The organism is Lonsdalea britannica, assembly GCF_003515985.1.
Taxonomy (GTDB): Bacteria; Pseudomonadota; Gammaproteobacteria; order Enterobacterales; family Enterobacteriaceae; genus Lonsdalea; species Lonsdalea britannica.
Genome location: NZ_CP023009.1, coordinates 2,351,439 through 2,372,683, shown reverse-complemented (window position 1 = coordinate 2,372,683; position 21,245 = coordinate 2,351,439). Strand labels below are relative to the sequence as shown.

The 21,245-nt window shown below is 52.0% G+C and carries 18 protein-coding genes; 2 read left to right on the top strand and 16 right to left on the bottom strand.

Going from position 1 to position 21,245, the window contains the following annotated elements; genetic code table 11:
* Positions 1-30 precede the first annotated feature (30 nt).
* The 12 genes from CKQ53_RS10900 to CKQ53_RS10845 all read right to left on the bottom strand — a co-directional run bounded on the left by CKQ53_RS10900 (position 31) and on the right by CKQ53_RS10845 (position 13,578).
* On the bottom strand, positions 31-885 hold the full coding sequence (locus CKQ53_RS10900) for a glycosyltransferase family 2 protein (RefSeq protein WP_085652664.1): 855 nt from the start codon (positions 883-885) through the stop codon (positions 31-33).
* A 14-nt stretch (positions 886-899) separates the two neighbouring features.
* Entirely contained in the window at positions 900-2,039 is a 1,140-nt protein-coding gene (locus CKQ53_RS10895) for a glycosyltransferase (protein ID WP_162896347.1), read from the bottom strand.
* 76 nt (positions 2,040-2,115) lie between these two features.
* The gene (locus tag CKQ53_RS10890; protein WP_118894985.1) at positions 2,116-2,541 is read right to left on the bottom strand and encodes a glycosyltransferase family protein; all 426 of its coding nucleotides are present in this window, start codon (positions 2,539-2,541) and stop codon (positions 2,116-2,118) included.
* Positions 2,538-2,948 carry a glycosyltransferase family 2 protein gene (locus CKQ53_RS10885; protein ID WP_118894983.1) on the bottom strand — a complete coding sequence of 137 codons (411 nt, stop codon included), beginning with the start codon at positions 2,946-2,948 and terminating at the stop codon, positions 2,538-2,540. The genes CKQ53_RS10890 and CKQ53_RS10885 overlap by 4 nt, the downstream gene beginning before the upstream one ends.
* Before the next feature lie 94 nt (positions 2,949-3,042).
* On the bottom strand, positions 3,043-4,488 hold the full coding sequence (locus CKQ53_RS10880) for an MOP flippase family protein (protein WP_094117738.1): 1,446 nt from the start codon (positions 4,486-4,488) through the stop codon (positions 3,043-3,045).
* Between the two features lie 274 nt (positions 4,489-4,762).
* A complete protein-coding gene (gene wcaJ / locus CKQ53_RS10875) occupies positions 4,763-6,172 on the bottom strand; it encodes an undecaprenyl-phosphate glucose phosphotransferase (protein ID WP_099045399.1) in 1,410 nt (469 codons plus the stop codon).
* Between the two features lie 37 nt (positions 6,173-6,209).
* Positions 6,210-7,364 (bottom strand): glycosyltransferase family 4 protein, encoded by a 1,155-nt coding sequence (locus CKQ53_RS10870; RefSeq protein ID WP_085652668.1) that lies wholly within the window; start codon positions 7,362-7,364, stop codon positions 6,210-6,212.
* A 27-nt stretch (positions 7,365-7,391) separates the two neighbouring features.
* On the bottom strand, positions 7,392-8,456 hold the full coding sequence (locus CKQ53_RS10865) for a glycosyltransferase family 4 protein (RefSeq protein ID WP_094117693.1): 1,065 nt from the start codon (positions 8,454-8,456) through the stop codon (positions 7,392-7,394).
* Between the two features lie 42 nt (positions 8,457-8,498).
* Positions 8,499-9,650: a hypothetical protein gene (locus CKQ53_RS10860; RefSeq protein WP_094117692.1), complete on the bottom strand. Its 1,152-nt coding sequence runs from the start codon at positions 9,648-9,650 to the stop codon at positions 8,499-8,501.
* A 153-nt stretch (positions 9,651-9,803) separates the two neighbouring features.
* Complete coding sequence (wzc, locus tag CKQ53_RS10855) at positions 9,804-11,978, bottom strand: tyrosine-protein kinase Wzc (protein ID WP_118894981.1); 2,175 nt, start codon at positions 11,976-11,978, stop codon at positions 9,804-9,806.
* A 15-nt stretch (positions 11,979-11,993) separates the two neighbouring features.
* On the bottom strand, positions 11,994-12,428 hold the full coding sequence (locus CKQ53_RS10850; RefSeq protein ID WP_085652672.1) for an arsenate reductase/protein-tyrosine-phosphatase family protein: 435 nt from the start codon (positions 12,426-12,428) through the stop codon (positions 11,994-11,996).
* A 13-nt stretch (positions 12,429-12,441) separates the two neighbouring features.
* On the bottom strand, positions 12,442-13,578 hold the full coding sequence (locus CKQ53_RS10845; protein ID WP_094117691.1) for a polysaccharide export protein: 1,137 nt from the start codon (positions 13,576-13,578) through the stop codon (positions 12,442-12,444).
* 862 nt (positions 13,579-14,440) lie between these two features.
* On the opposite strand from CKQ53_RS10845, the gene CKQ53_RS10840 reads away from it, so the two are divergent.
* Entirely contained in the window at positions 14,441-16,021 is a 1,581-nt protein-coding gene (locus tag CKQ53_RS10840; RefSeq protein WP_085652674.1) for a TerC family protein, read from the top strand.
* 217 nt (positions 16,022-16,238) lie between these two features.
* Positions 16,239-16,628, top strand: coding sequence for a GFA family protein (locus CKQ53_RS10835; protein ID WP_094117690.1), 390 nt, complete (start codon positions 16,239-16,241; stop codon positions 16,626-16,628).
* Positions 16,629-16,758: 130 nt separating this feature from the next.
* Here the strand turns inward: CKQ53_RS10835 and asmA are convergent, their stop codons facing one another.
* The 4 genes from asmA to apbC all read right to left on the bottom strand — a co-directional run bounded on the left by asmA (position 16,759) and on the right by apbC (position 21,169).
* Complete coding sequence (gene asmA / locus CKQ53_RS10830) at positions 16,759-18,549, bottom strand: outer membrane assembly protein AsmA (protein ID WP_094117689.1); 1,791 nt, start codon at positions 18,547-18,549, stop codon at positions 16,759-16,761.
* 48 nt (positions 18,550-18,597) lie between these two features.
* Positions 18,598-19,179, bottom strand: a complete 582-nt coding sequence (dcd, locus tag CKQ53_RS10825) for a dCTP deaminase (protein ID WP_085652677.1) — start codon at positions 19,177-19,179, stop codon at positions 18,598-18,600.
* An 86-nt stretch (positions 19,180-19,265) separates the two neighbouring features.
* A complete protein-coding gene (gene udk, locus CKQ53_RS10820; RefSeq protein ID WP_085652678.1) occupies positions 19,266-19,907 on the bottom strand; it encodes a uridine kinase in 642 nt (213 codons plus the stop codon).
* A gap of 152 nt (positions 19,908-20,059) precedes the next feature.
* Complete coding sequence (gene apbC / locus CKQ53_RS10815; protein ID WP_094117688.1) at positions 20,060-21,169, bottom strand: iron-sulfur cluster carrier protein ApbC; 1,110 nt, start codon at positions 21,167-21,169, stop codon at positions 20,060-20,062.
* Positions 21,170-21,245 lie beyond the last annotated feature (76 nt).

The window sequence follows — 21,245 nt, the reverse complement described above, 5'->3', positions numbered from 1 at the left end:
TCCTGGAAAATATCTGAGTGGAAAAGAAGGCTACTGATTTTTCAGCGTCCGACATTTGGGGTGTCTACCCGCAATAAAAGCCGAGATCAGCAGAAAAGTATCTCTGAATTTGAATGCGCACAGATCGGATAACAGTCTTTTCAAAAAGACGTAATACCCTCTGACACTGGGATATTGCCGCGTCGAAATAGCCAAATCCCATATTCTTTCTTTTCTTCTGAAGTCATTCATTGCCCCTTCCGTTCTGGACAAAGAGTGCATCAAATGGCAAGTGGTGCTCAGCGTTATCGTCACGCCTTTATGAGCCAGCAGATGGATGCGGCGGAAGAAGCTGGTGTCAACGCCATAGAGCGCGTAGTGCTCGTCGAACAACGACAGGCCGTGTTGGCGAAACTTGTCGACCAGCGAACGATGAATGATCAGTCCCGAACCAATGGATACCGCAGAAAACGGATCCAGCACTTCGGCATCAGCCACCACGGCATTGTGCGACATGGGGTAATAAGTTTCTTTATCGAAGACCGAAATAATTTTCGGGCATTCCACGTCCGCGGTCCCTTTCAATAAAGCCTTCTGAAATGTTTCGTTAATCGTGGTGTCGTCATCCAGCAAAACAAATTTTTCCGCTTCCGGATGGGATTGAATATAACGATTATAAATTACACTCAGCGAAGGATTATCCAGACAGTTAATCAATTCGACTTGTCCGAAACTTTTTTGAAAAGCATTAACAGAAGCCGTATCCAGTTCAAGCGCCTGCGGGCCATTATTGTGAATGATCAGCTTCGCCGTTTTAAAGTCATAATCCGCCAACGTAGATAATGTCGTGGAGGCGGCGACCTGTTTATTATAAAGCACTACGACAACGACATAATGGCAATGCATTATAGGTTCCTTTATTACGATGCGCTTTCAACCGACGGCTGAATCAGGGCCGCATAAAAATCATTAACGAAGTCACTTTGATGACGCTGGATTAATGCCTTCAGCGACGCCCGGTAATTCTCTTCCCCGCTCGACGTCATGTGCTGTAAGGTCACCCGGCTCATTTCGTCGATATTATGACTCTCGAAGAGGAAGGTGGCGTTGAGATAATCCTTAATTCCATCAATCCGGGAAGCAATTATTTTTTTATTCAGTAATGCGGCCTCGATCAGCACCAGCGGTACGCCTTCAAACTTGGAGGGGATTACAATCAAATCCGCCTGCGACATAATCGCCAGCATATCGTCACGATTTCCCAGCAGCGCCACATGACTATTCAGCTGGTTCGCCGTAATAAAGTCGCGAATACGCGCTTTATCTTCCCCATCGCCGACCAAAAAGCACTTCACGTTAGGTTGCCGGGCAATCACCGTCTTCAACGCGGTGAGATAGTCGATTTGCCCTTTCTGCTTGTCCAGCAGTCGGCCCGGGATCACCAGCGTAAACGTGCCCGCCGGGACATCGGTCAGCGGCGTAACCGCACGGGCGACGTCGGCCTGCGGCTTGCGGTCGATGTAATTCGCCACCACCTCGACAGGCGTGTCGCGGCCGCTTTTTTGTTGCAGCGACGCTTTGACGGAGTCGCTGATGGTGATGTAGCGCGCAGGCAGCCGATAGAGAATGGCGCAGAGCGCGTCTTTGAAGACGTTGGTCGCGCTCTTGCCGTACAGCTCGACGTAGCCGTGCGCCATCGGGATATAGGAGGTGACAGGAACCGAGATCAGGCGGGCCGCCATGCTGCCCAAATTGCCGATTTCAATACGCCCCTGAGAAACAATGACGGAGGTAGCGTGACATTTTTGCAAAATTTTCTTTATTTTCAGTATGTCACCCCACATGAACCAGGTCACCAGCGAGGCAAACTTCGCCGTTTTGATCGGCAAAGTGATGATCTGATCGAAATGTCCGTGCTCTCGGCAGTACGCCAGGGCCTTGGGGTTGTGCTCATTCAGAATAAGCACACAGGGAAATTTGTCCGACACGCCGCAGGCGGCGGCCAGGAACATTTTCTCGTGCCCGCTGAAGATGTCAGTATCGCAATAAAAAACTTTCATGATATTCACCGTAAAATAACCTGCCCGAAGAGCCTGAAATGCGGTCATTCCAGGCTTGTCTACTCACCGTGACCGGTTATTTTTTCAGCATGCCTTTCAGGTAGTATTTGGTGGCGCCTAAAAAGACGCGCGTATCTGTCAGCGTCAGCAGTTCGGAGAAGCTCAGCTTCTCTTCCGCCGCCAGTTTGTATTGGAAGTACAGCGTCTTGATCGCCTTCTCATTCAACAGCGCCGCATGCTTGTTGATGAAAAATTCATAGCCATTCTTGAGCTTTTTCGATTTGGTGATGCGGTTGAAGCCGTGGTCAAGATATTGAATATAGGTGGCCCCGCCGATGCGATAGCCGTTGCCGAACTTCGCCGCCAGACGCAGCCAGGTGTCATAGTCCTGCCACGCGGGCGACGCGTTGTCGAACCCGCCAATCCCGCGCATGTTCTCGGTGGTGGTGAACACCTGATTGCCGATCACATTCGACTGGCAGAGGTCATCCAGCGTAATCACACCCGCTTTATCAAACTCGATAAAGTCACCTTTATCCCCCGGAACACAATGCCGGACGAGATGTAGGGATAGCGGTTTTTTTCAAAAAACGTCACGAAGGTGCCGACTCGGTCCGGCGTAAATTCGTCATCGTCGTCAAGCCCGGTAATGTACTCACCCTGCGCATATTTGATGGCCGTATTCCGGCAGCCGCAGGCGCCTTTGGTATTTTCATTTTTGTAGAATCTGACGACGGTGTTACCGCCAACTAACGATTTGACGACCGCTTCGGTATCATCGGTTGAGCCGTCATCGACGACGATCACTTCAATATTTTTGTAGGTCTGATTTTTCACAGACTCAACCGCGCGCTTGACTAAAGAAGAGCGATTATAGGTTGGTATATAAACAGAAACCAAAGGACTCATATTCGATCCACCTCGATGAATTCATTAAATATAAAGAACCAGATACGTTCTTTATGCCAAGACATCAGCGTAATTATTTCCCTGTAGCGCGGCGTTATATCAGCGCCTTTTTCTTTCTTCGCACGATCCCGGCTATCGTCGTGCGTAATGTTTTATCCACCAGCAACATGGCGATGGTGTAAGTCGCCATCCCGCAGAGAATGGAAATCGCCAGCACCCATTCCGTGCTAAGAGAGTGGCTCAGTCCCGTTTTGATGCCATACACTCCCGCCACCATCAACGTGCCGGAGACCAGAATCGGCAGAATGCGTTTGAAAAAGGCTACGACGGAAAAGCCAATCAGCGATCTCACGCACACGATGACCGGGATGAAGTTGAGAATGTTGGCGATGAAGTAAAACTGGGAGAAGGTGACGATGTCATACCGGGAACCGATCATAAACGCCGAGACCTGCAGAATGGCGCCAAGCAATCCTAATATCATCAGGGTGTCCGTCCGCCCTTTGGACATAAACAGGGTGCCGGACGTGCTGAGAATGGATTGAATAATCGCAGTCGGCGCGAGCCAGACCAGGATCGTGGCGGTCAGCGCCCATTTGTCGCCGAAGACGATGAGCACAAACTCCTTGCTCAATATCGCAATCCCCATCATCAGAGGAACCACAAGCAGCAGGATGTAGTAGAGAACGTTGTAATAGACTTCGCGTATTTTTTCCGGCTCGTCCTGATAACGGCTCAGCACCGGGAACAGCGCGCGGGATGCGACGAACGTCAGGCTTTGCAGCGGAAACAGCATAATGCGATAGGCCAGCGAATAGGCCCCCAGTATCAGCGAGGAGAAGTAATGCCCGATGATCATGCTGTCCGCGTTACGGGAGAAGTAGTTGATGAAGTTGAACGCCGTGAGATTGGCGCTGAAACCAAAGATGCTTTTTAGCTCGGCCTTATCCCAGATCTGCGAGAACGAGGGACGCCAGGCCGACGCCAGCCAAAGCTGAACGGTCGACATCAAATTCAGTACGATAACCTGCGCGACCAGGCTCATGACGCCGTATCCCATCACCGCCAGCGTAACAGCGACGACGAAAGAAAACAGCGACGAGGTAATTTCGATGAAGGCCACCTTCTTGAACTGCGACTGACGCTCCAACAGGGCCAGATGTGCGGCGGAGCTGCTCCCGAGCGGAAAACTGAGCGACAGCAGGCACAGGATGAGCACGAGCTTGTCCTGATTGAAGAAGCTCGACACCACCGGCGAGATCAGCACCACCACCAGGCATACGCCAAGTCCCATGAAGATGTTCAGCCAGAACACCGCATTGATGGTCTTGTCCTGCAGCTCTTTACGTTGAATGATGGCGGCTGACGTTCCTAAATCGCGGACCAACGTCGCCAGATTGACGACGACCAGCGCCATCGCCATCAGACCGTACTCCTGCGGCGGGATCATCCGAGCTAAAACCACGATGTTCATTAGCTGGACGACGATTTTGAACCCTTGCGAAAATCCCACCCACTTGGTGTTAGAAATGAGTCCCATAGCGTTTTTTTCTTTATTAATTATGAATAACAGCACAGAGCCTGATTTCTGACTCTATCTCCCTTCAACCGGACAAGGTTGCGTCATGCTCATGACATCACGTCATGGATGAACGCCAGACGTCTTACCCTCCCCCCACGCTGTGGGACAAAGCGATATGGTCTCCGTCAGGCAGGTAGAGCCAGACGACGAGCAAACTCCGCGGTCCAACGCTGGCTTGATGAGTTACAGAAACAGGTGACCGCGCGATCAATGCCGCATCCGTGCGGTCTGATTAATAAGCTGATTTATTGACGAAGCCTTTAAAGATGGTCAGGAAGATGATTTTGATATCCAGCCACAGCGTCCAGTTCTGGATATAGCTGAGATCGAATTCCACCCGTTTTTCCATCTTGTCGAGAGTTTCTGTTTCTCCACGCCAGCCGTTGATCTGAGCCCAGCCGGTAATGCCGGGTTTCATCTTGTGGCGCAGCATGTAGCCTTTGATCAATTTTCGGTATTGCTCGTTATGCGCAACGGCATGCGGACGAGGGCCGACGATGGACATATCGCCCGAGATAACGTTGAAGAACTGGGGCAGTTCGTCCAGCGAGGTGCGGCGTAAGAAAGCGCCGACCGGCGTAATACGCGCATCCCCTTTCGTGGCCTGGATAACCTTTTCGCCGTTCTCCATGACGCTCATGCTGCGGAATTTCCAGATCTCAATCGGCTTGCCGTCGATGCCGTAGCGTTTCTGGCGGAATATCACCGGTCCGGGCGAGGTTACCTTGACGGTAATGGAAATCAGGAGCATCAGCGGTGAAATCAGCAATAGGATTATCGAGGCGATAATAATGTCTTCGATTCGCTTGATAAGGACGTTAAGACCACTCATCGGCGTATCGTAGAGGGAGATAACGGGTATTCCATTTATCATTTCACTGCGTGACTGCAACATGCTGAACATGAGAATGTCCGGGATCAGCAAGACGGTGCAGGTGGTGTCCGACAGTTCCTGCAAAATGGTGTCGATAAGCTCGGAGTCCTTCATCGGCAAAGCAATATAGACTTTGTCGATCTCGCCCCGCTTGGCGCTCTTGATCAGCGCCTCTACGCCGCCGAGCTTTCTCACGTTGGCGGCTTCATAGGATTCGGCCACCGCGTCTTTTTCCGGCAGATAGTAGCCGATCATGTTCAGTCCTAACCACGGCGCTTTGAGAATGCTTTCGATCATATGCAGGCCCGCCATCGAGTCGCCGATAATCACGACACGGCGCGTGTTATAGCCCAGCTGACGCAGGTATCTGACCGCGACTCGAATTAACAGACGCGACAGAATAAAGGACACCAGCGAAATGCTGAGCCACAGCGCATGGTAGTAAAAACCAATAAATTTAGTGGGGAAAATAGACAGTATCCCGGCGCTGAAAATAACGCTCAGCACCCAGTTGCGCATCAATAGTTTGATTTCGCGTCGGAAACTGACCCCCCGCCATGAACGATAAAAATCAGTAATTCCCCCGAATAATTGAAAAATAGAAAGGCTAATAAAGGCAAGCAACCAATGCTGAAGATCAATCTCACCGTTGACGAAAAAAGAGACAAGAAATGTACTCAGCAATATGGTTACTATATCGGTAAAACGCTGCAACATGGATATCATGGAGGCGTTTGTATAGACGATGTTACCTGGTTCTTTTAACATCATTTTTCTCATATAGATTTAGTTTGATGAGTCAGTCTCAATAAATAATCTTTTTGCTCTCGTCAAAAAGCTCCCATTTATTTTTTACATAATTATCGAATTCAAGCTGAAATCTATTCACGGAAAACCGTAGCGCATTTTCCCGGCAATCCTCTGCACGGATCTTCCCATCCAGTTGTTCAAAATCGCTTACCGCCTGGCACAGCGACTCCGCCGTTTGCTGTTTGAAAAACAGGCCTGTCGGTTTATCCACACCTAACGGACGAACGGTTTCTAATGCACCGCCTTTCCCGAAAGCAATCACCGGTGTACCGCAAGCCTGTGCCTCGACGGGGGAAATACCAAAATCTTCTTCCGCCGCGAAAACGAACGCTTTCGCGCGCTGCATATAGTCAATCAGGGCGGCATCGCTCTGATAACCCAGCAGTTCGATATTCGATTTCGCTAAAGACTTCACTTTGGCCATATCGGGCCCATCACCAATGACCAAGAGCTTTTTATTTGGCATTTTGGAAAATGCATCGACAATCAGGTCAACCTTTTTATAGGGAACCAGACGAGACGCCGTTAAATAGAACTCTTCTTTATTTTCTGAAAACTCAAAGCTTGAAATATCAACCGGCGGATAAATCACATCGGCTTCTCGGCGATAGATTTTATTTATTCTTCTGGCGATAAATTGAGAGTTCGCCACAAAATGATCTACGCCGTTGGCAGTACGGTAATCCCAAAGACGCATCTTGTGCAATAGGACTTTGGCGATAAAACCTTTTAGCCCTTTATTCAGTCCGGACTCTCTTAAATATTGGTGCTGTAAGTCCCAGGCATAACGAATAGGCGAATGCACATAACTGATATGTAATTGATCTGGCCCGGTAAGAATCCCTTTCGCGACCGCATGGCTACTAGATAAAACAACGTCATAGCCTGACATATCTAATTGCTCAATGGCTAATGGCATGAAAGGCAGATATTTCCGATAGTTTTTTTTCGCATTGGGGAATTTTTGAATAAAGGTGGTTGTTGCCTGTTTATTAGCAATTAACTCACGACTTTTTTCATCAAAGAAATCGATGACTGAGTAAAGTTCCGCTTTGGGATAAACTGCCAGCATTTCTTTGAGAACTTTCTCAGCACCTGCATAGGTCACCAGCCAGTCCGTCACGATCCCTACTTTGTAGTTATCTGACATATTCATCTCCCTAAAAATAAAAAATAATCAGCGTTTAACTAAAACGCCATCAATAATTTGACTCAATTGTTCTGCGGATTTATTCCAGGAGAATCTTTCTATATTTTGATATCCCTTTTGAATAAGAGAACTCCTCAAATCAGGCTCAGAAATGACCGAAGCGATTTTTTCACGCATATCTTGAATGTTTAATGGCGAAAAAAACGTCGCGCTATCGCCTAATACTTCCGGCATGGAGGCTGCATTGGAGGAAATCACCGGACAACCGCATGCCTGAGCTTCCAGAGGGGGAATACCGAAGCCTTCATACAACGACGGGAAAATAAACGCGGTGGCGTTGCGGTAAAGCGCCAGCAGGTCGTCATCGCTGACGCGGCCGACGAATTGAATACGGTTTTGGTCGAGTTTTTGCAGATAACTCTGCTTTTTAAAACTGCCTGAGCCGCCCCCCACCACTTTCAAGGTGATGTCTTTATTGTCCAATTGGCTGAAAGCTTCGATCAGACTGTGGAAGTTCTTGTGATAATTCGGAGAAGAGACCGCCAGCAAATACGCATCATGGCCCGCGTCCGCGCTGACTTTAGCATTACCGCTAAATTTGCCGCTGACCGCATTGTAAACCACCGCGATTTTATGAGGATCCACATGGTAGTATTTACCCAACTCCAGCTTGGAAAATTCGCTGACGGTAATCAGCTTATGCGAATTTTTAATCATCAGCGGGACTAAGGTGTTATACAGCAGCCTGAATTTCTTGGAGTAACTCTGCGGATAGCGTTTATAAGTGACATCGTGATGCGTCACAATCTTGTTTTTATAAAATACCGGTGCAGTGCTGCATAAATTAACTAATAAAGGCGAGCCGTTGTGCTTGAGATAACGGGGAAGATCATATTGCTCCCACGCATGGCCGCTGTTTTTACCGATGATTTTGACGTTGAGCTGTTTAGCGACATCGTGTCGCAATATATCGCGCGGCGCTAAAAACATCACGTCATCCCTCATTGTATTCAGCGACAGGCTCAGTTCTTCTGCAAAGCGCTGCACCCCGGTAATATCCTGAGTCAGGAACCTGGCATTGACAAAAATCACATGATCACCCTGATGGTCTGGTTAAAAGTATCGGTATCATCCCTAACGATATTGTTTGTTCGTGATGATGTAGTAATACGTGAGGATAATGAAGCTATCGACGGTGAAGAGCGTGACGGTCTGCGTGAAACAGATCAGGATCCCCATATCATAGCTATCCAGTTTCAATAACACGGAAGCCAGAAAGATCGTCATCAGTCCAAATACGCCCATTTCCACCAAAATGCCCGACAGGCCAATATTGGGTTTGAGTCCTTTAGGCTCGAAGAAACCGATGATCGGCTGGCTGCTGTTGAAACACTCATATTCCCTATCGCAACCAAATAGCAGGTTAGGCAGCTTCATATCCGTCAATAAATAGGACGGAGAGAAACGGTGAGCGAAAGATTCATGATCGTAAAAGTAATCCGGCGACCCCACATTCAGGTAATGCGCCAGGCAAACTGACAGAAAAATAAACGCCATAATCGTGATGTTGACGGGTATTTTTCGAATGTAATGCCGCAGCAAATACAGAAACAGGAAGATAAACAGCACCAGAGAGACTTTGGACAGGCTGAACATAAAGGCCAGAATAAAAATCAGTATCTCTTTTTTGGTCAGCTTTTTATCTCTTGCTCTGATGATAAAGGTAATCAGCAGCAGCGATACAAAGAAGCCAGCCTCTCGGGATAACCCCGACATACGCGGAAGGAAGAAGACGACATATTGGTTCGTGTAAGTCTCTGTCGCATAGGCACCCCAGATGAGCGTCGATATCGCGCTGGGGCCAAGCATGGCGGAATACTCTTGTCCAAATTGGAAAGCGATAAATTGCAACACGCACCACAGCGCGGAAAAGATCAGGCAGACGAAGATCTTGTCGACAATTGGCTTACCCACTTTGATCAGATAAATGACGCCGAGGCTGATAGCCGTGCCTTTGACTGCAATATCAATACGTCCAATCATCAGACAAAAGCTGAGAAACAGCAGGATGAACAGCGTCGGTTTTAACGTGACCTTTTTGAGTCGCGCAAGAAACTGGAAATCCAAGAACACCAATGGCAGCCATAAATATACGGTCATGTCACTGATATAGGGGTTTAACGGCGTGGCGATAAACAGGGCAGCGATCAGCCAACGCAATGTCGATGTCAGAGCACCTTCCCTATAGTTCACTGCCGGGGCGTTACTTTCAATGGCTATAGACATTAGCGAATACGCTCTAAATAAAATGAACGACAGATAGGAGGGTGGCAGGCGTCGGACGGCGATATCGCAGCGGTGCGGTCTGGAAGCCGCCAAGCAATAGGGCTTCCAGACCCTTCGACGTCGGATATACGCCTGCCGCTCAATCAGCGGTCGTTAGTTATCCGACTTATATTCATACGCATAGTAGTTGTAACTGCCATCTCCGTAATAGCTGGCCGCGCGTTTCACAACAGCGTTCAAGATCACGCCTTTGATGTCAGTACCGTTTTGCTCGAAACGGCGGATACTGACTTCGATCTCTTTCGGCGTGTTCACCAGGAAACGCGCCACCAGCAGCGACGTGCCCACCTGACGACTGATGATCGCCGCGTCGGTCACCGCCAGAATCGGCGGCGTATCCAGCAGAACGATGTCGAAGTTTTCACTTGCCCACCCCAGGAAACGGGAGAAGTTATTGTGCATCAACAGTTCCGACGGGTTCGGCGGGATCTGACCACGTGGAATAAAACTCAGATTTTCCTGCGCCGTCTGACGCACCGTGGTTTCTGCGGCAAGCTGTCCAGACAGAATATCTGACAACCCTTTGTCGCCGCTCGTCCCCATCAGCTGGTGGGCATAGCCTTTGCGCATGTCGCAGTCCACCACCAGCACGCGCTGACCCGACTGGGCGACGACCGCCCCCAGGTTGGCGCTGATGAAAGACTTGCCGATACCGGGACTGGCGCCCGAAATCATCAGCACGTTATTTTTCGCTTCCATCATGGCGAAGTGCAGGCTGGTGCGCAGACTTCGGATCGCTTCGATCGCCAGATCGGTCGGATTGCCCATCGCCAGCAGCGCCGGAACCATAGGGCTGCCGCGTTTGTGTCTGACGGCCGTTTCACGATCTTTCTTCTGCTGCCATTCGGACAGCGGCACGCTGGCGTAAACGTTGACGCCCAGCTCTTCCAACTGCTCTGGGTTTTCAATCCCTTTATGCAGTACGGTTTTGAGCACAACGAAAGCGACGGATACCATGGCGCCAAGGATGATAGACAGCAACACCATCAGCGCTTTCTTCGGTTTCACCGGGCTCATTTCCACCATCGCAGAGTCGATGATCCGCACGTTGCCGACGGTGCTGGCCTTGTTGATGCTGAGTTCCTGCTGTTTATTCATCAGTTGGACATAGACTTCCTGACCGACGTTGACGTCACGCGTCAACCGCAGAATTTCCTGTTGCGTCTTGGGCATGCTGTTGACGCGTTTGTTCAGCTTGTTCCGCTCATCTTCCAGCGTTTTGCGTTTTTCCATCAGGGCGCGGTACGCCGGATGCTCCTTGGTGTAGAGCTTGGAAATTTCCGCTTCTTTGAAGGTCAGCTCGTTCAACTGAGACTCAACGCCCACAATCGTATCCAGCACGGACTTCGCTTCCAGCGAGAGATCCACAGAATCATTCTGCTGGCGGAACAGATTCAGCTTATTTTCCGCCTCATCCAACGAGGTTCGTACAATAGGCAACTGGCCTTTGAGGAACTCCAAACTTTTCGCCGCTTCCGCCGATTTCCGTTCAACGTTCTGCTGCAGATAATTATTGGCGATGCTGTCCAGAATCTTTTGCGTCAGCTCCGGGTTAACGCCTTCCAGCGTCAGGGATAATACGCCGGTATCTTTGCCTTTATCCGCCACCGCCAGCGCATTGAGCGTTTTATTAATCGCCGTCAGCTCGTCCAATTTACGTACGTTGAATTCCGTTCCTTCCGGCGCTTCAATATCACTGACCAGAATAGAAACCCTGTCGTGACTTTCCAGCTGTCCGACTTTCCCCGTAATATCAACGCGGCCGTCGCTGTCGGTCAGGTGATAGCGCCCGCCATCCAGCACTTCCAGCGTCAGCATTTTATTCATTAATATGCCGGGGACTTGCAGGCGCGAAATGGCGATATTTCCCGACTTCTGATTCATAATACGCGCAAGGCCTTTACCGATGCCTGGGAAGTATTTTTGCTCCACCTCCGTGTCCAACGATAAGTCCTGAACAGTTTTCCCAATCACCATCCGGGATTTGATTAATTCAATCTCAGCGGCAGATTGCGGCTTGGCGTCCGGCAACATACTAGAGACATCTTTCAAGAGACTGTCTCCCGCATCCTGCTCCACCTGAATTAACGCGTCGGCGCGATATATCGGCGTCGCCATTAATACATAGAGAATGCCGAGAACAGTAAAAATGGTGGTGACGCTGATAATAAGCCAGCGGTTATCCAGCATTGTTCCCAGTAAACGGCCCAAATCGACATCGTCTGATTTATCAATTTCAGATGTTTTCACGGCAATTTTCTCTGACATCTTAATCCCTGCAGGTTAACGGCTCAGTGCCTGCGCCCATTGATGGGCAGACTGTTCTAATTGGGTGTATACCATTTCAAACGTTTCACGACTTCTACGGTAAGGGTCGTCGATTTCCTGCTGGTTCAGCCAATGGCCGAACAGCATGGTTTTCCCTCTCACTTCCGGCGCAAGACGGCCAACCGCATCAATGTGGCCCTTCTCCATCACCAGAATCAGGTCAAACTGGCGGCACAGCGCGCCGGTCAGCTGACGCGCGCTATGCCCCTCCAGCGACAAGCCATGCCCGGCCGCGACTTCCGTTGCCACTCTGTCCGCGGGTTTGCCGACCAGCGCGCCCAGTCCGGCCGAGGCCACTGTCTTGTCCGGAAGCGCCTGCTTCAATAACCGCTCCCCCGTCGGAGAGCGGCAGATGTTGCCGACACAGACCACCAGAATGGAATCAAACATCGCTTCCTAACTCCTAGGGCCAGTTGCGGATACGCAACGAGCCTTCGCTGAGATCGTTGAACCCGCCAATCGTCGGCACCAGCTGCGTGATCAGACGGTTCCAACGCGCCACCGGCGCCGTCGTGACATACACCACGTCATAAGGTTGCAATTTGAATTCGGAACCCATGACCAGCGAGGTCGCATCCGACGTATTCAACTGGTAGATGTTCGCCAACTTCGGCCCCTGGGTGCCATGCAACGGACGGATAACGAACACCCCGGTCGCATCGGCGAAGGACTGGTTCATCCCTTCCGCATTGCCCAACGCTTCGGTCAGCGTCATGCCGCTGCGGTCCATTTTCAACGTAGTCTGTTTGTTGACTTCGCCCATCACGAAGATTTTCAAATCATCATCGCGCGGGATAAACAGAATATCGCCCGGATACAACAACCGGTTCTGGGACAGATCGCCGTTCTGCATCAACGCCTGCAGCGAAATCCGCTCGTCTTTACCGTCATGAGTCAGAATCAGGTTGCGCCAGTCGGCGTTAGTGGTCAGGCCACCCGCGCTGTTGATGGCGTCAAGGATGGTCAACGGCACGTTGGTGATAGCCTGTTGACCCGACTTGGAGACTTCGCCCGTAACGTAAGCTTTCTGCGAGCGGAACGCCGCAATGCTGACTTCAACCTGCGGCGATTCGATGTACTGCGCCAGGCGACGCATAATCTCGCCGCGCACTTCGCTGACCGTCTTGCCCGCCACCTTCACCTTGCCGATATAGGGGTAGAAGATGGTGCCGTCAGAGTGGACCCAGTTGCCGGTATCGCTGGCGCTACGGTATGTCCCCGCCGGCGTGGTCAGTTCAGGATGATCCCAGACCGTCACCATCAGGACATCGCCCACGCCAATGCGATATTCGTAACTTTGCAGCTCTTGCTCCAGGTGCGGATTAGCCTGTGCAATGACAGGTTTGGTCCGAAGACGATCAATTAATGAAGGGGTAATCGGGTATACATTCACCAGTTTGCTGATATTGAAATCGTCATCCGGCTGTTCCACCACTTCTTTATCGGAGATCGAGAGGTGCGAACCCGGAATAACCGTACACCCTCCCAGTAATATCGTCGAAACAAGCAGCGGAACTAATCTCATTTTTAGGTTTATCATCCTGTTATGCCATCGCTTTTCAATAATGGAAGTAAAGGGCGCACCAGTTATAAGAAAAAACTGTCATGTTTGTGAAATAAGAAAGTTCTATTAGCGTTAAGGCTTGGAAATATCAGATTACGGCATGTTTCTGCCCAATACATCACTTTCCTTCTTCTTATCATCAATTGTGTTTCCACTCCGTTCATTAACCCTATTAAGGTTGTGTTTGTTGCTGGCTCTTGATTAAGAGACGGACATTCACGGCCCGAATAAAACATTAGAACAGCTTAATGATAACCCTCAAAAAGTAATTAAAGTTACCGACAAAAGTTATTTAATTACCCAGATTTAGGTACGCTACCGCCCTTGGCTTGCAGCAACCAATCCGCTAAATACATTTCTTTCTTTAAGGCAAACATAAATTCTGTGTGCTATCTGTAAAATCAATAGGAAAAACACCCGAAAATAGAATTCAATTCATGAATAAATAAACCTTATTCACGCTTCAAAAGCATAGGGAAAAATAATTCCTGATGACAAGGTGAATATCGACGACAACGCCATTTTCGGATAATGGCTATAACGCCCCTCTTTATTTTTGGCAGACGCCCCTGATTCGTTGCAAAAACACGATATTAAGTCCGTATTTAAGCTTGAAAGAGGTGGGTTTATTAGCCATAACTAAATAAATCCTTAAATAATATTTGTTACCGGAAGATAGCACCTTCGGTTTTTCTTTCCCCTAGGTTTATTCCTATAACCACGCTTCGCCCACGTGAGGAATTAGCCCGCAGGGGCACAATGTCTGGTGGGATGGGGTGTGTCCTGATAACCTATCCGGTTATTAAATACATGATGTTAATAGAGGTAATTTCCGATTATGGAATGGATGGTCGATCCAACAATCTGGGCCGGTCTGGCCACGTTGGTGGTGCTGGAGCTGGTGTTGGGCATTGATAATCTGGTGTTCATCGCAATTCTTGCTGAAAAACTGCCGGAAAAATTAAGGGATCGCGCAAGGGTCGTCGGCTTGTCATTAGCACTGCTGATGCGATTCGTTCTACTCTCTTCACTCTCCTGGCTGGTCACACTGACCTCGCCCTTGTTCTCCATGCTGGGACAAGAATTCAGCGCACGCGATCTTATCGTACTGATCGGCGGCCTATTCCTCCTCTTTAAAGGAACGATGGAGCTCAACGAACGGCTCGAAGGCAAAGACGAGGATCAGCAAAATCAACGTAAAGGCGCGCGCTTTTGGCCCGTGGTGGCGCAAATTGTGGTGCTTGACGCGATCTTCTCACTGGATTCGGTGATCACCGCCGTCGGTATGACCGACCATTTATTGGTCATGATGGCCGCAGTGACCATCGCCATCGGCCTGATGCTGCTGGCCAGTAAGCCGCTTACCCGTTTCGTCAGCGCCCACCCCACCATCGTTATTCTGTGTCTGAGCTTCCTTTTGATGATCGGCTTCAGTCTGGTGGCGGAAGCTTTCGGCTACTACATCCCCAAAGGCTATCTCTACGCGGCGATCGGCTTCTCCGTCATGATAGAGATGCTGAATCAGGTAGCGATGTTTAATCGACGCCGTTTCCTCTCTTCGGCCATGCCGCTGCGTCAGCGCACGGCTGAAGCGGTGCTGAAACTGCTGCGCGGCGAGCAGGAAGACGGGGATCGAGAAACCACGACCCACGCCGACAGCACCGATGCCGACAGCCAGCAGGTCTTCAATCAGCAGGAACAGCGGATGATCGAGCGCGTGCTCGGGATGTCCCAGCGTTCCGTGGGCAGCATCATGACTTCCCGTCATGATATCGAAAACGTTGATATCAATACCGCGCCGGAAAACCTTCCCGCGCTGATGGAAAAAAATTCGCATACCCGCCTGGTCGTTACCGACAGTAATGTGTCGGATGAACCCCTCGGCGTCGTGCATGTCATTGAGCTGCTGCGTCAGCAGTTAAACGGCGAGCCTCTGGACCTGAGAACCCTCATCCGGCAACCGCTGGTCTTCCCGGAGCAACTCTCGCTGTTGTCTGCGCTTGAGCAGTTCCGCGAAGCGCATACGCATTTCGCGTTTATTGTGGATGAGTTCGGCTCGGTCGAAGGCATTGTGACGCTGAGCGACGTGATGGAAACCATCGCGGGCAACCTGCCGCTGGAAGGAGAAGAGCTGGACGCGCGCCACGATATTCAGATGAATGAAAACGGCACGCTTATCGCCAACGGCTATCTGCCGGTTGAAGATTTGCTGATGTACGTCCCTTTGAAACTGGAAGAGAAACGCGAGTTCCATACGTTGGCTGGCCTGTTGATGGAACATACGCAAAAAATACCGGAAGAAGGCGACGAGGTGCGCATCGATAACGTGTTGTTCCGGGTGCTGTCCGTAGAAAGCCACCGCATTATCAAGGTGTTGGTGATCCCACAGGACGACAACGAAATAGAGTACGAGGTCTAATCCCTTCAGTTTAGGGCCGACGACACCGTCCCCTGCGCCGCTCACTGAGCGGCGCACTGCCTCACAGCTTCAAGTCCGACTATCATGCCCCGCGAGATCGCTTTCCTGCGATGACGCCCATTACTCCCCAGCGCCTCTACGCAACGCCACACATAGTGGGAGCAAACCATTTTTGCTACATTGCCTCTACATTACTGACCGATGAGGAATCACGACGATGGCAGCCGAACTATCCGGGGGATGTCTATGCGGTTATATCCAATTCAAGGCGCTGAATCCCGCCAAAGCGCACTCCTGCTCCTGCGATATCTGTCAGAAACAGACAGGGGGCCAGACGGTCGTCTGGCTGGAGTTTGCATCCGCGGATGTTGCCTGGACGGGCGAAGGAGGTCAGCCGTCCCTGTATCGTTCTTCCGAAGCCTCAAGCCGGGCCTTTTGCGCCCGCTGCGGCAGTTCGCTAGGCGCGATTGACGATGCGCCCACTCTCGCTCTGCTGACTGGGGTATTTGACCAGCAGGAAGATGTGGCGCTGATGCCTGTTTCTCACTCGTTCGAGGATATGAAACCGGCGTGGTGGAGGAGACTGTGCCCCGACGCCGTGGCGTGAAAGGAAAAGCCTAGCAGATGCCCGTTATTCGGGTAACGGAGTTATACCCGAAATCGGGTGACATATATGATGAAGTGGGCTGAGAGGAAAAACCCTGAGGCCGCGCCGTCACCGGCTGGCCTCAGGTATATCAGTCAGGCTGGTTCTTCTTCGACCAGTCGTTGATCTGTTGCTTCAGCTCGTCTTGCAGACGCTTACGCAACATCTGGTCGACCGGTAACTGATAGTTCAGATTATCGAACGGACCATACAGACGGAAAGGAATCCGGGTATTTTTCAACAGCTGTACCACGCGGTCGTCGCCCTGCCAACCATCAATCACCTGCACGCTGAGATTGATGTCACAGCTTTGGGCAGGCAGATCCAGCAACCCTTCCCCGCCGACCGCCAGAATCTGCGAGCGCCCGTCCAAATTGTACATCCGCAGTTTCCCGGCATTCAGGCGGGCCTGACCGGTAATCTGCTGCATCTCGGTGTAATGCTCGTCGCCGCTTTGCCCTTGAACCCCATTGCTGTTACGTTCCACCGCCTGCTGGATCATGCGCGGAATGTTCAGCCCATACAGCCGCAGGCGGCTCGCCTGTAGCGCGGCGTTGCCCTGCCATTTGGACAGCATTGCCGGCACGGTGAGGCTGTCACCGCTGAATTTACCCTGCATCGTAAATGTGCCGCTCAGCGTTTCCGGCAACGTCAGTACCCGCATCAGATCGGTTAACTCGACGTTCTCCAGTTCAGGCTGCACGTTAATCGCCGGAGAGGCATCAATATCCAGCGTTCCCGGCAGTGAAAAATGGCCTTCGCCTACTTGGCCGCTCAGCTCGGCAACCGTCACTTTACCCCGCTGATTGGCACCGCTCACGCTGAACTGGTTCATCTTGACGCCGCGGTAGATCAGAGTGTCAGCGCGCAACGCGAAATGCGCGGTGAAATTACGCAGCCCGCTGTTCGCCAGCTGCGGCGAAACATCGCTGGAGATAACCGGTTTCACGGCGGACGCTTTGTCCGCATCGGCCGTATCGTCATCGTTTTGAGTCAGTCCCAGCAGCGTGTCCAAATCCAGCTGCGCCGAGCGCAGGTCGACCGTATAATCCGGCACAACCCCTGACGTATAGGCCGCGGTTCCGCTTAACTGGCTTTGATTAGCGCTCAGAGCAAACTGGCTGACGGTAACTTTTTCCGGCTGACGTTGGTAAGTGGCCTGCATAGAGCCTGTGCCGGTGATACCGCTCGCAGGCAGCCCGGCGCCTTGCAGCTGATAATCCAGACGGTCGATGCGCGCGCTGATCCGCTGAGGAAACTCACGCATATCCAGCACCGACGAACCCGACAGAGAGAGATCGCGCTGGTCGCGGTTAATGCGGGTGGATAACGTCAGCTGCGCCTCATTGGGGCCGCCGCGCGTCATACGCACATTGATGTCGCGCAGATTGAGCTGTTCGCCATTTTCCTGCTGCATAATCAGCAGACTGTCGGCGACGTCTATGCGCCCTATGTCGAAACGCCAGCCGCTGCCGATATCCGGTTCGGACGATCCCGGCGGGGCAATCGGCTGATTGCTTTTTTTCGGCTGACTTTCCGGGGTGAGCCGGACCACCGCCCCTTTCAGCATGACCTGCTTAACTTCCAGCCGATGGGACAGCAAAGGCCATAGCTTGACGTCCAGACGCATGTTCTCAGCGCTGACAATCGGCGCCTGAGCGCCCGGCGCGCTCAGAGACATCCCGCCGGACAGAATGCTCAGCTGCGGCCAGACGTGCCAACGCAGATCGCCGTCCATCTTCAGTTGATAGCCGCTCCGGGCCGCCACCTGACGAGTCATGTAGCCGCGAAAATCATTCGGGTTGATGAGCACGACTAACGCACTCATGCCAGCGGCAAGCACCACCAGCAGAATAACCAGCGCGGTAAAGAGTCTTTTCATGCCATCCTCATTGATATTCGGGCTGCATCAGGCGGCGGCGTCTGTGACTTAGTCTTTGTCGATCCGGCTAGCCACCGCGCCTTGCTGATCTTTGTATTTGGCGTCCTGACGTCGGTTATAAGGCCGAGCCGCCGGGCCTGACAGCGGTTCAAAGCTGAGCGCGCCGATCATCATGCCGGGACGGAGCGCCAACGGCAGCTTCCCTGAATTATAGAACTCCAGCACGATCCGGCCCTGCCAGCCCGGATCGATGCGGTGCGCGGTCACATGCACCATCAGCCCCAGACGCGCCAGCGAGGAACGGCCATCCAGCCAGCCGACCAGATTGTCCGGCAGAGTCACCGATTCCAACGTCACCGCCAGCGCCAGCTCTCCCGGATGCAGGAAAAAGGCTTCGCCTTCCGGCAGATTGATTTCGTCGCTCATCACGCGATCCAATGCCGCGCTGACTTCGTCTTTCGGACCACTCAGGTCGATATAAGCCGCGGTATGACCGCGAAAGACGCGGAACTGATTTCCCAGACGCACATCTACCGTGGCGCCGTTAATACGTTCTGCGGGGGGACGTGGCGTAATCACCAGCCGACCATCATCCAGCCAGTTTTCAATATCGCGATCGCACAGTCTCATCATTTTCTCCGCTCAGGATTTAGACAGGTTACTCCGCTGCCGTCGGTTCTGAGTGACCGAGGGCGGCAGCGCCTGCTCGTAACAGTTTATTCAAAGAACTGGCTGATTTTCGCCTTCAAAATATCGATAGCGATGCGGTTTTTACCCCCGCGCGGTACGATGATGTCCGCATATTGCTTAGACGGTTCAATGAATTGCAAAAACATCGGACGTACAGTTTTCTGGTACTGCGCCATCACGGAGTCCATCGAACGACCTCGGTCGTTGACGTCGCGACGCATACGGCGCAACAGGCAAATATCCAGCGGCGTATCGACAAAGATGGAAAAGTTGAGTTCGCCCCTCAGACGGGCATCGGTCAGCAGCAGAATGCCTTCCAGAATAATGACTTTCTTCGGCTCGAGAAGCACCGTTTCTTCAAGGCGGGTGTGCTCCACATAACTGTACTGCGGCAGCGCGATTTCCTGTCCGCCCTTCAGCATTCTCAGATGCTGTAACAGCAGATTGTGGTCCATGGCGCTGGGGTGGTCATAGTTGGTTTTCACCCGCTCTTCCATCGTCAGATGGGTTTGATCCTTGTAATAGCAGTCTTCCGGAATGACACCAATATGTTCATCGCCCACCTGTTCACGCAACTCACGGTAAAGGGTACTGGCTATGAGACTTTTACCGGATGCAGAGGCTCCGGCAATCCCGATAATGACACACTGGTGAGACTTGTCAGTCATGGCAATAAAGACCTGGTTTACGAAAAATAAAAGAAGGGACACACCGCATAGGGTGTCTGAACGCCGCAATTATAGGGAGTTAGCCGCTTTCACGCCAGCACTAAGCGGGAGAGGGGTTCGCGTCCGAGCAGGACGCGAACAGGAATGGCGCGTTATAGCGCGCGAAACGCGATTTCAGTGGGGATGACTTCGCCTTGCCAGTACAGCTGTGCGGCGACCCGCCCGGCCAGCTCGCGATAGAGCGAGGTAAACTCGCTGTCGGGCTGGCTGACCACGGTCGGTTCGCCGCGATCGAGATCTTCACGTAAAGCGATGTGCAGAGGCAGTTGGCCCAGCAGCGCACAGTGATATTTTTCCGCCAGCTTTTGCGCGCCGCCCGTGCCGAAAATAGGCTCCAGATGACCGCAGTGGCTACAGATATGCACGCTCATGTTTTCAACGATACCCAGAACCGGCACCTTCACTTTCTCGAACATGGCGATGCCTTTCATCGCATCCACCAGCGCGATGTCCTGCGGCGTGGTGACCACCACAGCGCCAGTCACCGGCACGTTCTGCGCCAGCGTCAGCTGGATATCGCCCGTCCCCGGCGGCATATCCAACACCAGATAGTCGAGATCGGGCCACAGCGTATCCTGCAATAACTGCAATAGCGCTTTGCTGGCCATCGGCCCGCGCCACACCATGGCATTGTCATCCGTGACCAGATAGCCGATGGAGTTGGAGGCGATGCCGTGCGCCACAATCGGCGTCATATGCTCGCCGTCCGGCGATGTTGGCCGTTCATGCGTCGTTCCCAACATGGTAGGAATGGACGGCCCGTAGATATCCGCGTCGAGGATCCCCACGTTCGCGCCTTCCGCCGCCAATGCCAGCGCCAGATTCACGGCAGTGCTGGACTTGCCGACGCCGCCTTTGCCGGAGCTGACCGCCACGATGTTTTTCACGCCTTTGACGCCGGGCTGATTGTTCGCTCGGCTCAACGTGGCAATCGCGTGCGTCAGCCGCCACTCCACGCTTTTCGCGCCGGTGAGACGCAGCAGTTCGTCGCTGACCGACTCCTTCAGCACCTCAAGCCCGCTCAGCCAGACAAAAGGCATCACAAGCTCAATGTGCAGCACGTCATCCAGCAGCGCGCAGTGATGCAGCGCGTTGAGCGCCATCAGATCTTTATTCAACGTCGGGTGTGTAAAGGCGGCAAGTACGCGGCTCACCGTCTCGTGCAGCGCGTCAGGGCTGTGCCCGGGGAGGTTATCTTTCATCCCGGCTCCTTGAAATTTTGTCATTAATCAGAACACGGCTTTAAGCATAACAGAACGCCGCGAACGGGCGTACCGG

Coding starts and splice junctions, on each gene's coding strand:
- CKQ53_RS10900 (WP_085652664.1), bottom strand. CDS start 885: ATGCATTGCCATTATGTCGTTGTCGTAGTGCTTTATAATAAACAGGTC.
- CKQ53_RS10870 (WP_085652668.1), bottom strand. CDS start 7,364: ATGTCAGATAACTACAAAGTAGGGATCGTGACGGACTGGCTGGTGACC.
- apbC (WP_094117688.1), bottom strand. CDS start 21,169: ATGAAAGATAACCTCCCCGGGCACAGCCCTGACGCGCTGCACGAGACG.
- CKQ53_RS10845 (WP_094117691.1), bottom strand. CDS start 13,578: ATGATAAACCTAAAAATGAGATTAGTTCCGCTGCTTGTTTCGACGATA.
- CKQ53_RS10895 (WP_162896347.1), bottom strand. CDS start 2,039: ATGAAAGTTTTTTATTGCGATACTGACATCTTCAGCGGGCACGAGAAA.
- CKQ53_RS10885 (WP_118894983.1), bottom strand. CDS start 2,948: ATGAGTCCTTTGGTTTCTGTTTATATACCAACCTATAATCGCTCTTCT.
- CKQ53_RS10840 (WP_085652674.1), top strand. CDS start 14,441: ATGGAATGGATGGTCGATCCAACAATCTGGGCCGGTCTGGCCACGTTG.
- wcaJ (WP_099045399.1), bottom strand. CDS start 6,172: ATGTTAAAAGAACCAGGTAACATCGTCTATACAAACGCCTCCATGATA.
- CKQ53_RS10860 (WP_094117692.1), bottom strand. CDS start 9,650: ATGTCTATAGCCATTGAAAGTAACGCCCCGGCAGTGAACTATAGGGAA.
- dcd (WP_085652677.1), bottom strand. CDS start 19,179: ATGAGACTGTGCGATCGCGATATTGAAAACTGGCTGGATGATGGTCGG.
- CKQ53_RS10880 (WP_094117738.1), bottom strand. CDS start 4,488: ATGGGACTCATTTCTAACACCAAGTGGGTGGGATTTTCGCAAGGGTTC.
- udk (WP_085652678.1), bottom strand. CDS start 19,907: ATGACTGACAAGTCTCACCAGTGTGTCATTATCGGGATTGCCGGAGCC.
- CKQ53_RS10850 (WP_085652672.1), bottom strand. CDS start 12,428: ATGTTTGATTCCATTCTGGTGGTCTGTGTCGGCAACATCTGCCGCTCT.
- CKQ53_RS10835 (WP_094117690.1), top strand. CDS start 16,239: ATGGCAGCCGAACTATCCGGGGGATGTCTATGCGGTTATATCCAATTC.
- asmA (WP_094117689.1), bottom strand. CDS start 18,549: ATGAAAAGACTCTTTACCGCGCTGGTTATTCTGCTGGTGGTGCTTGCC.
- wzc (WP_118894981.1), bottom strand. CDS start 11,978: ATGTCAGAGAAAATTGCCGTGAAAACATCTGAAATTGATAAATCAGAC.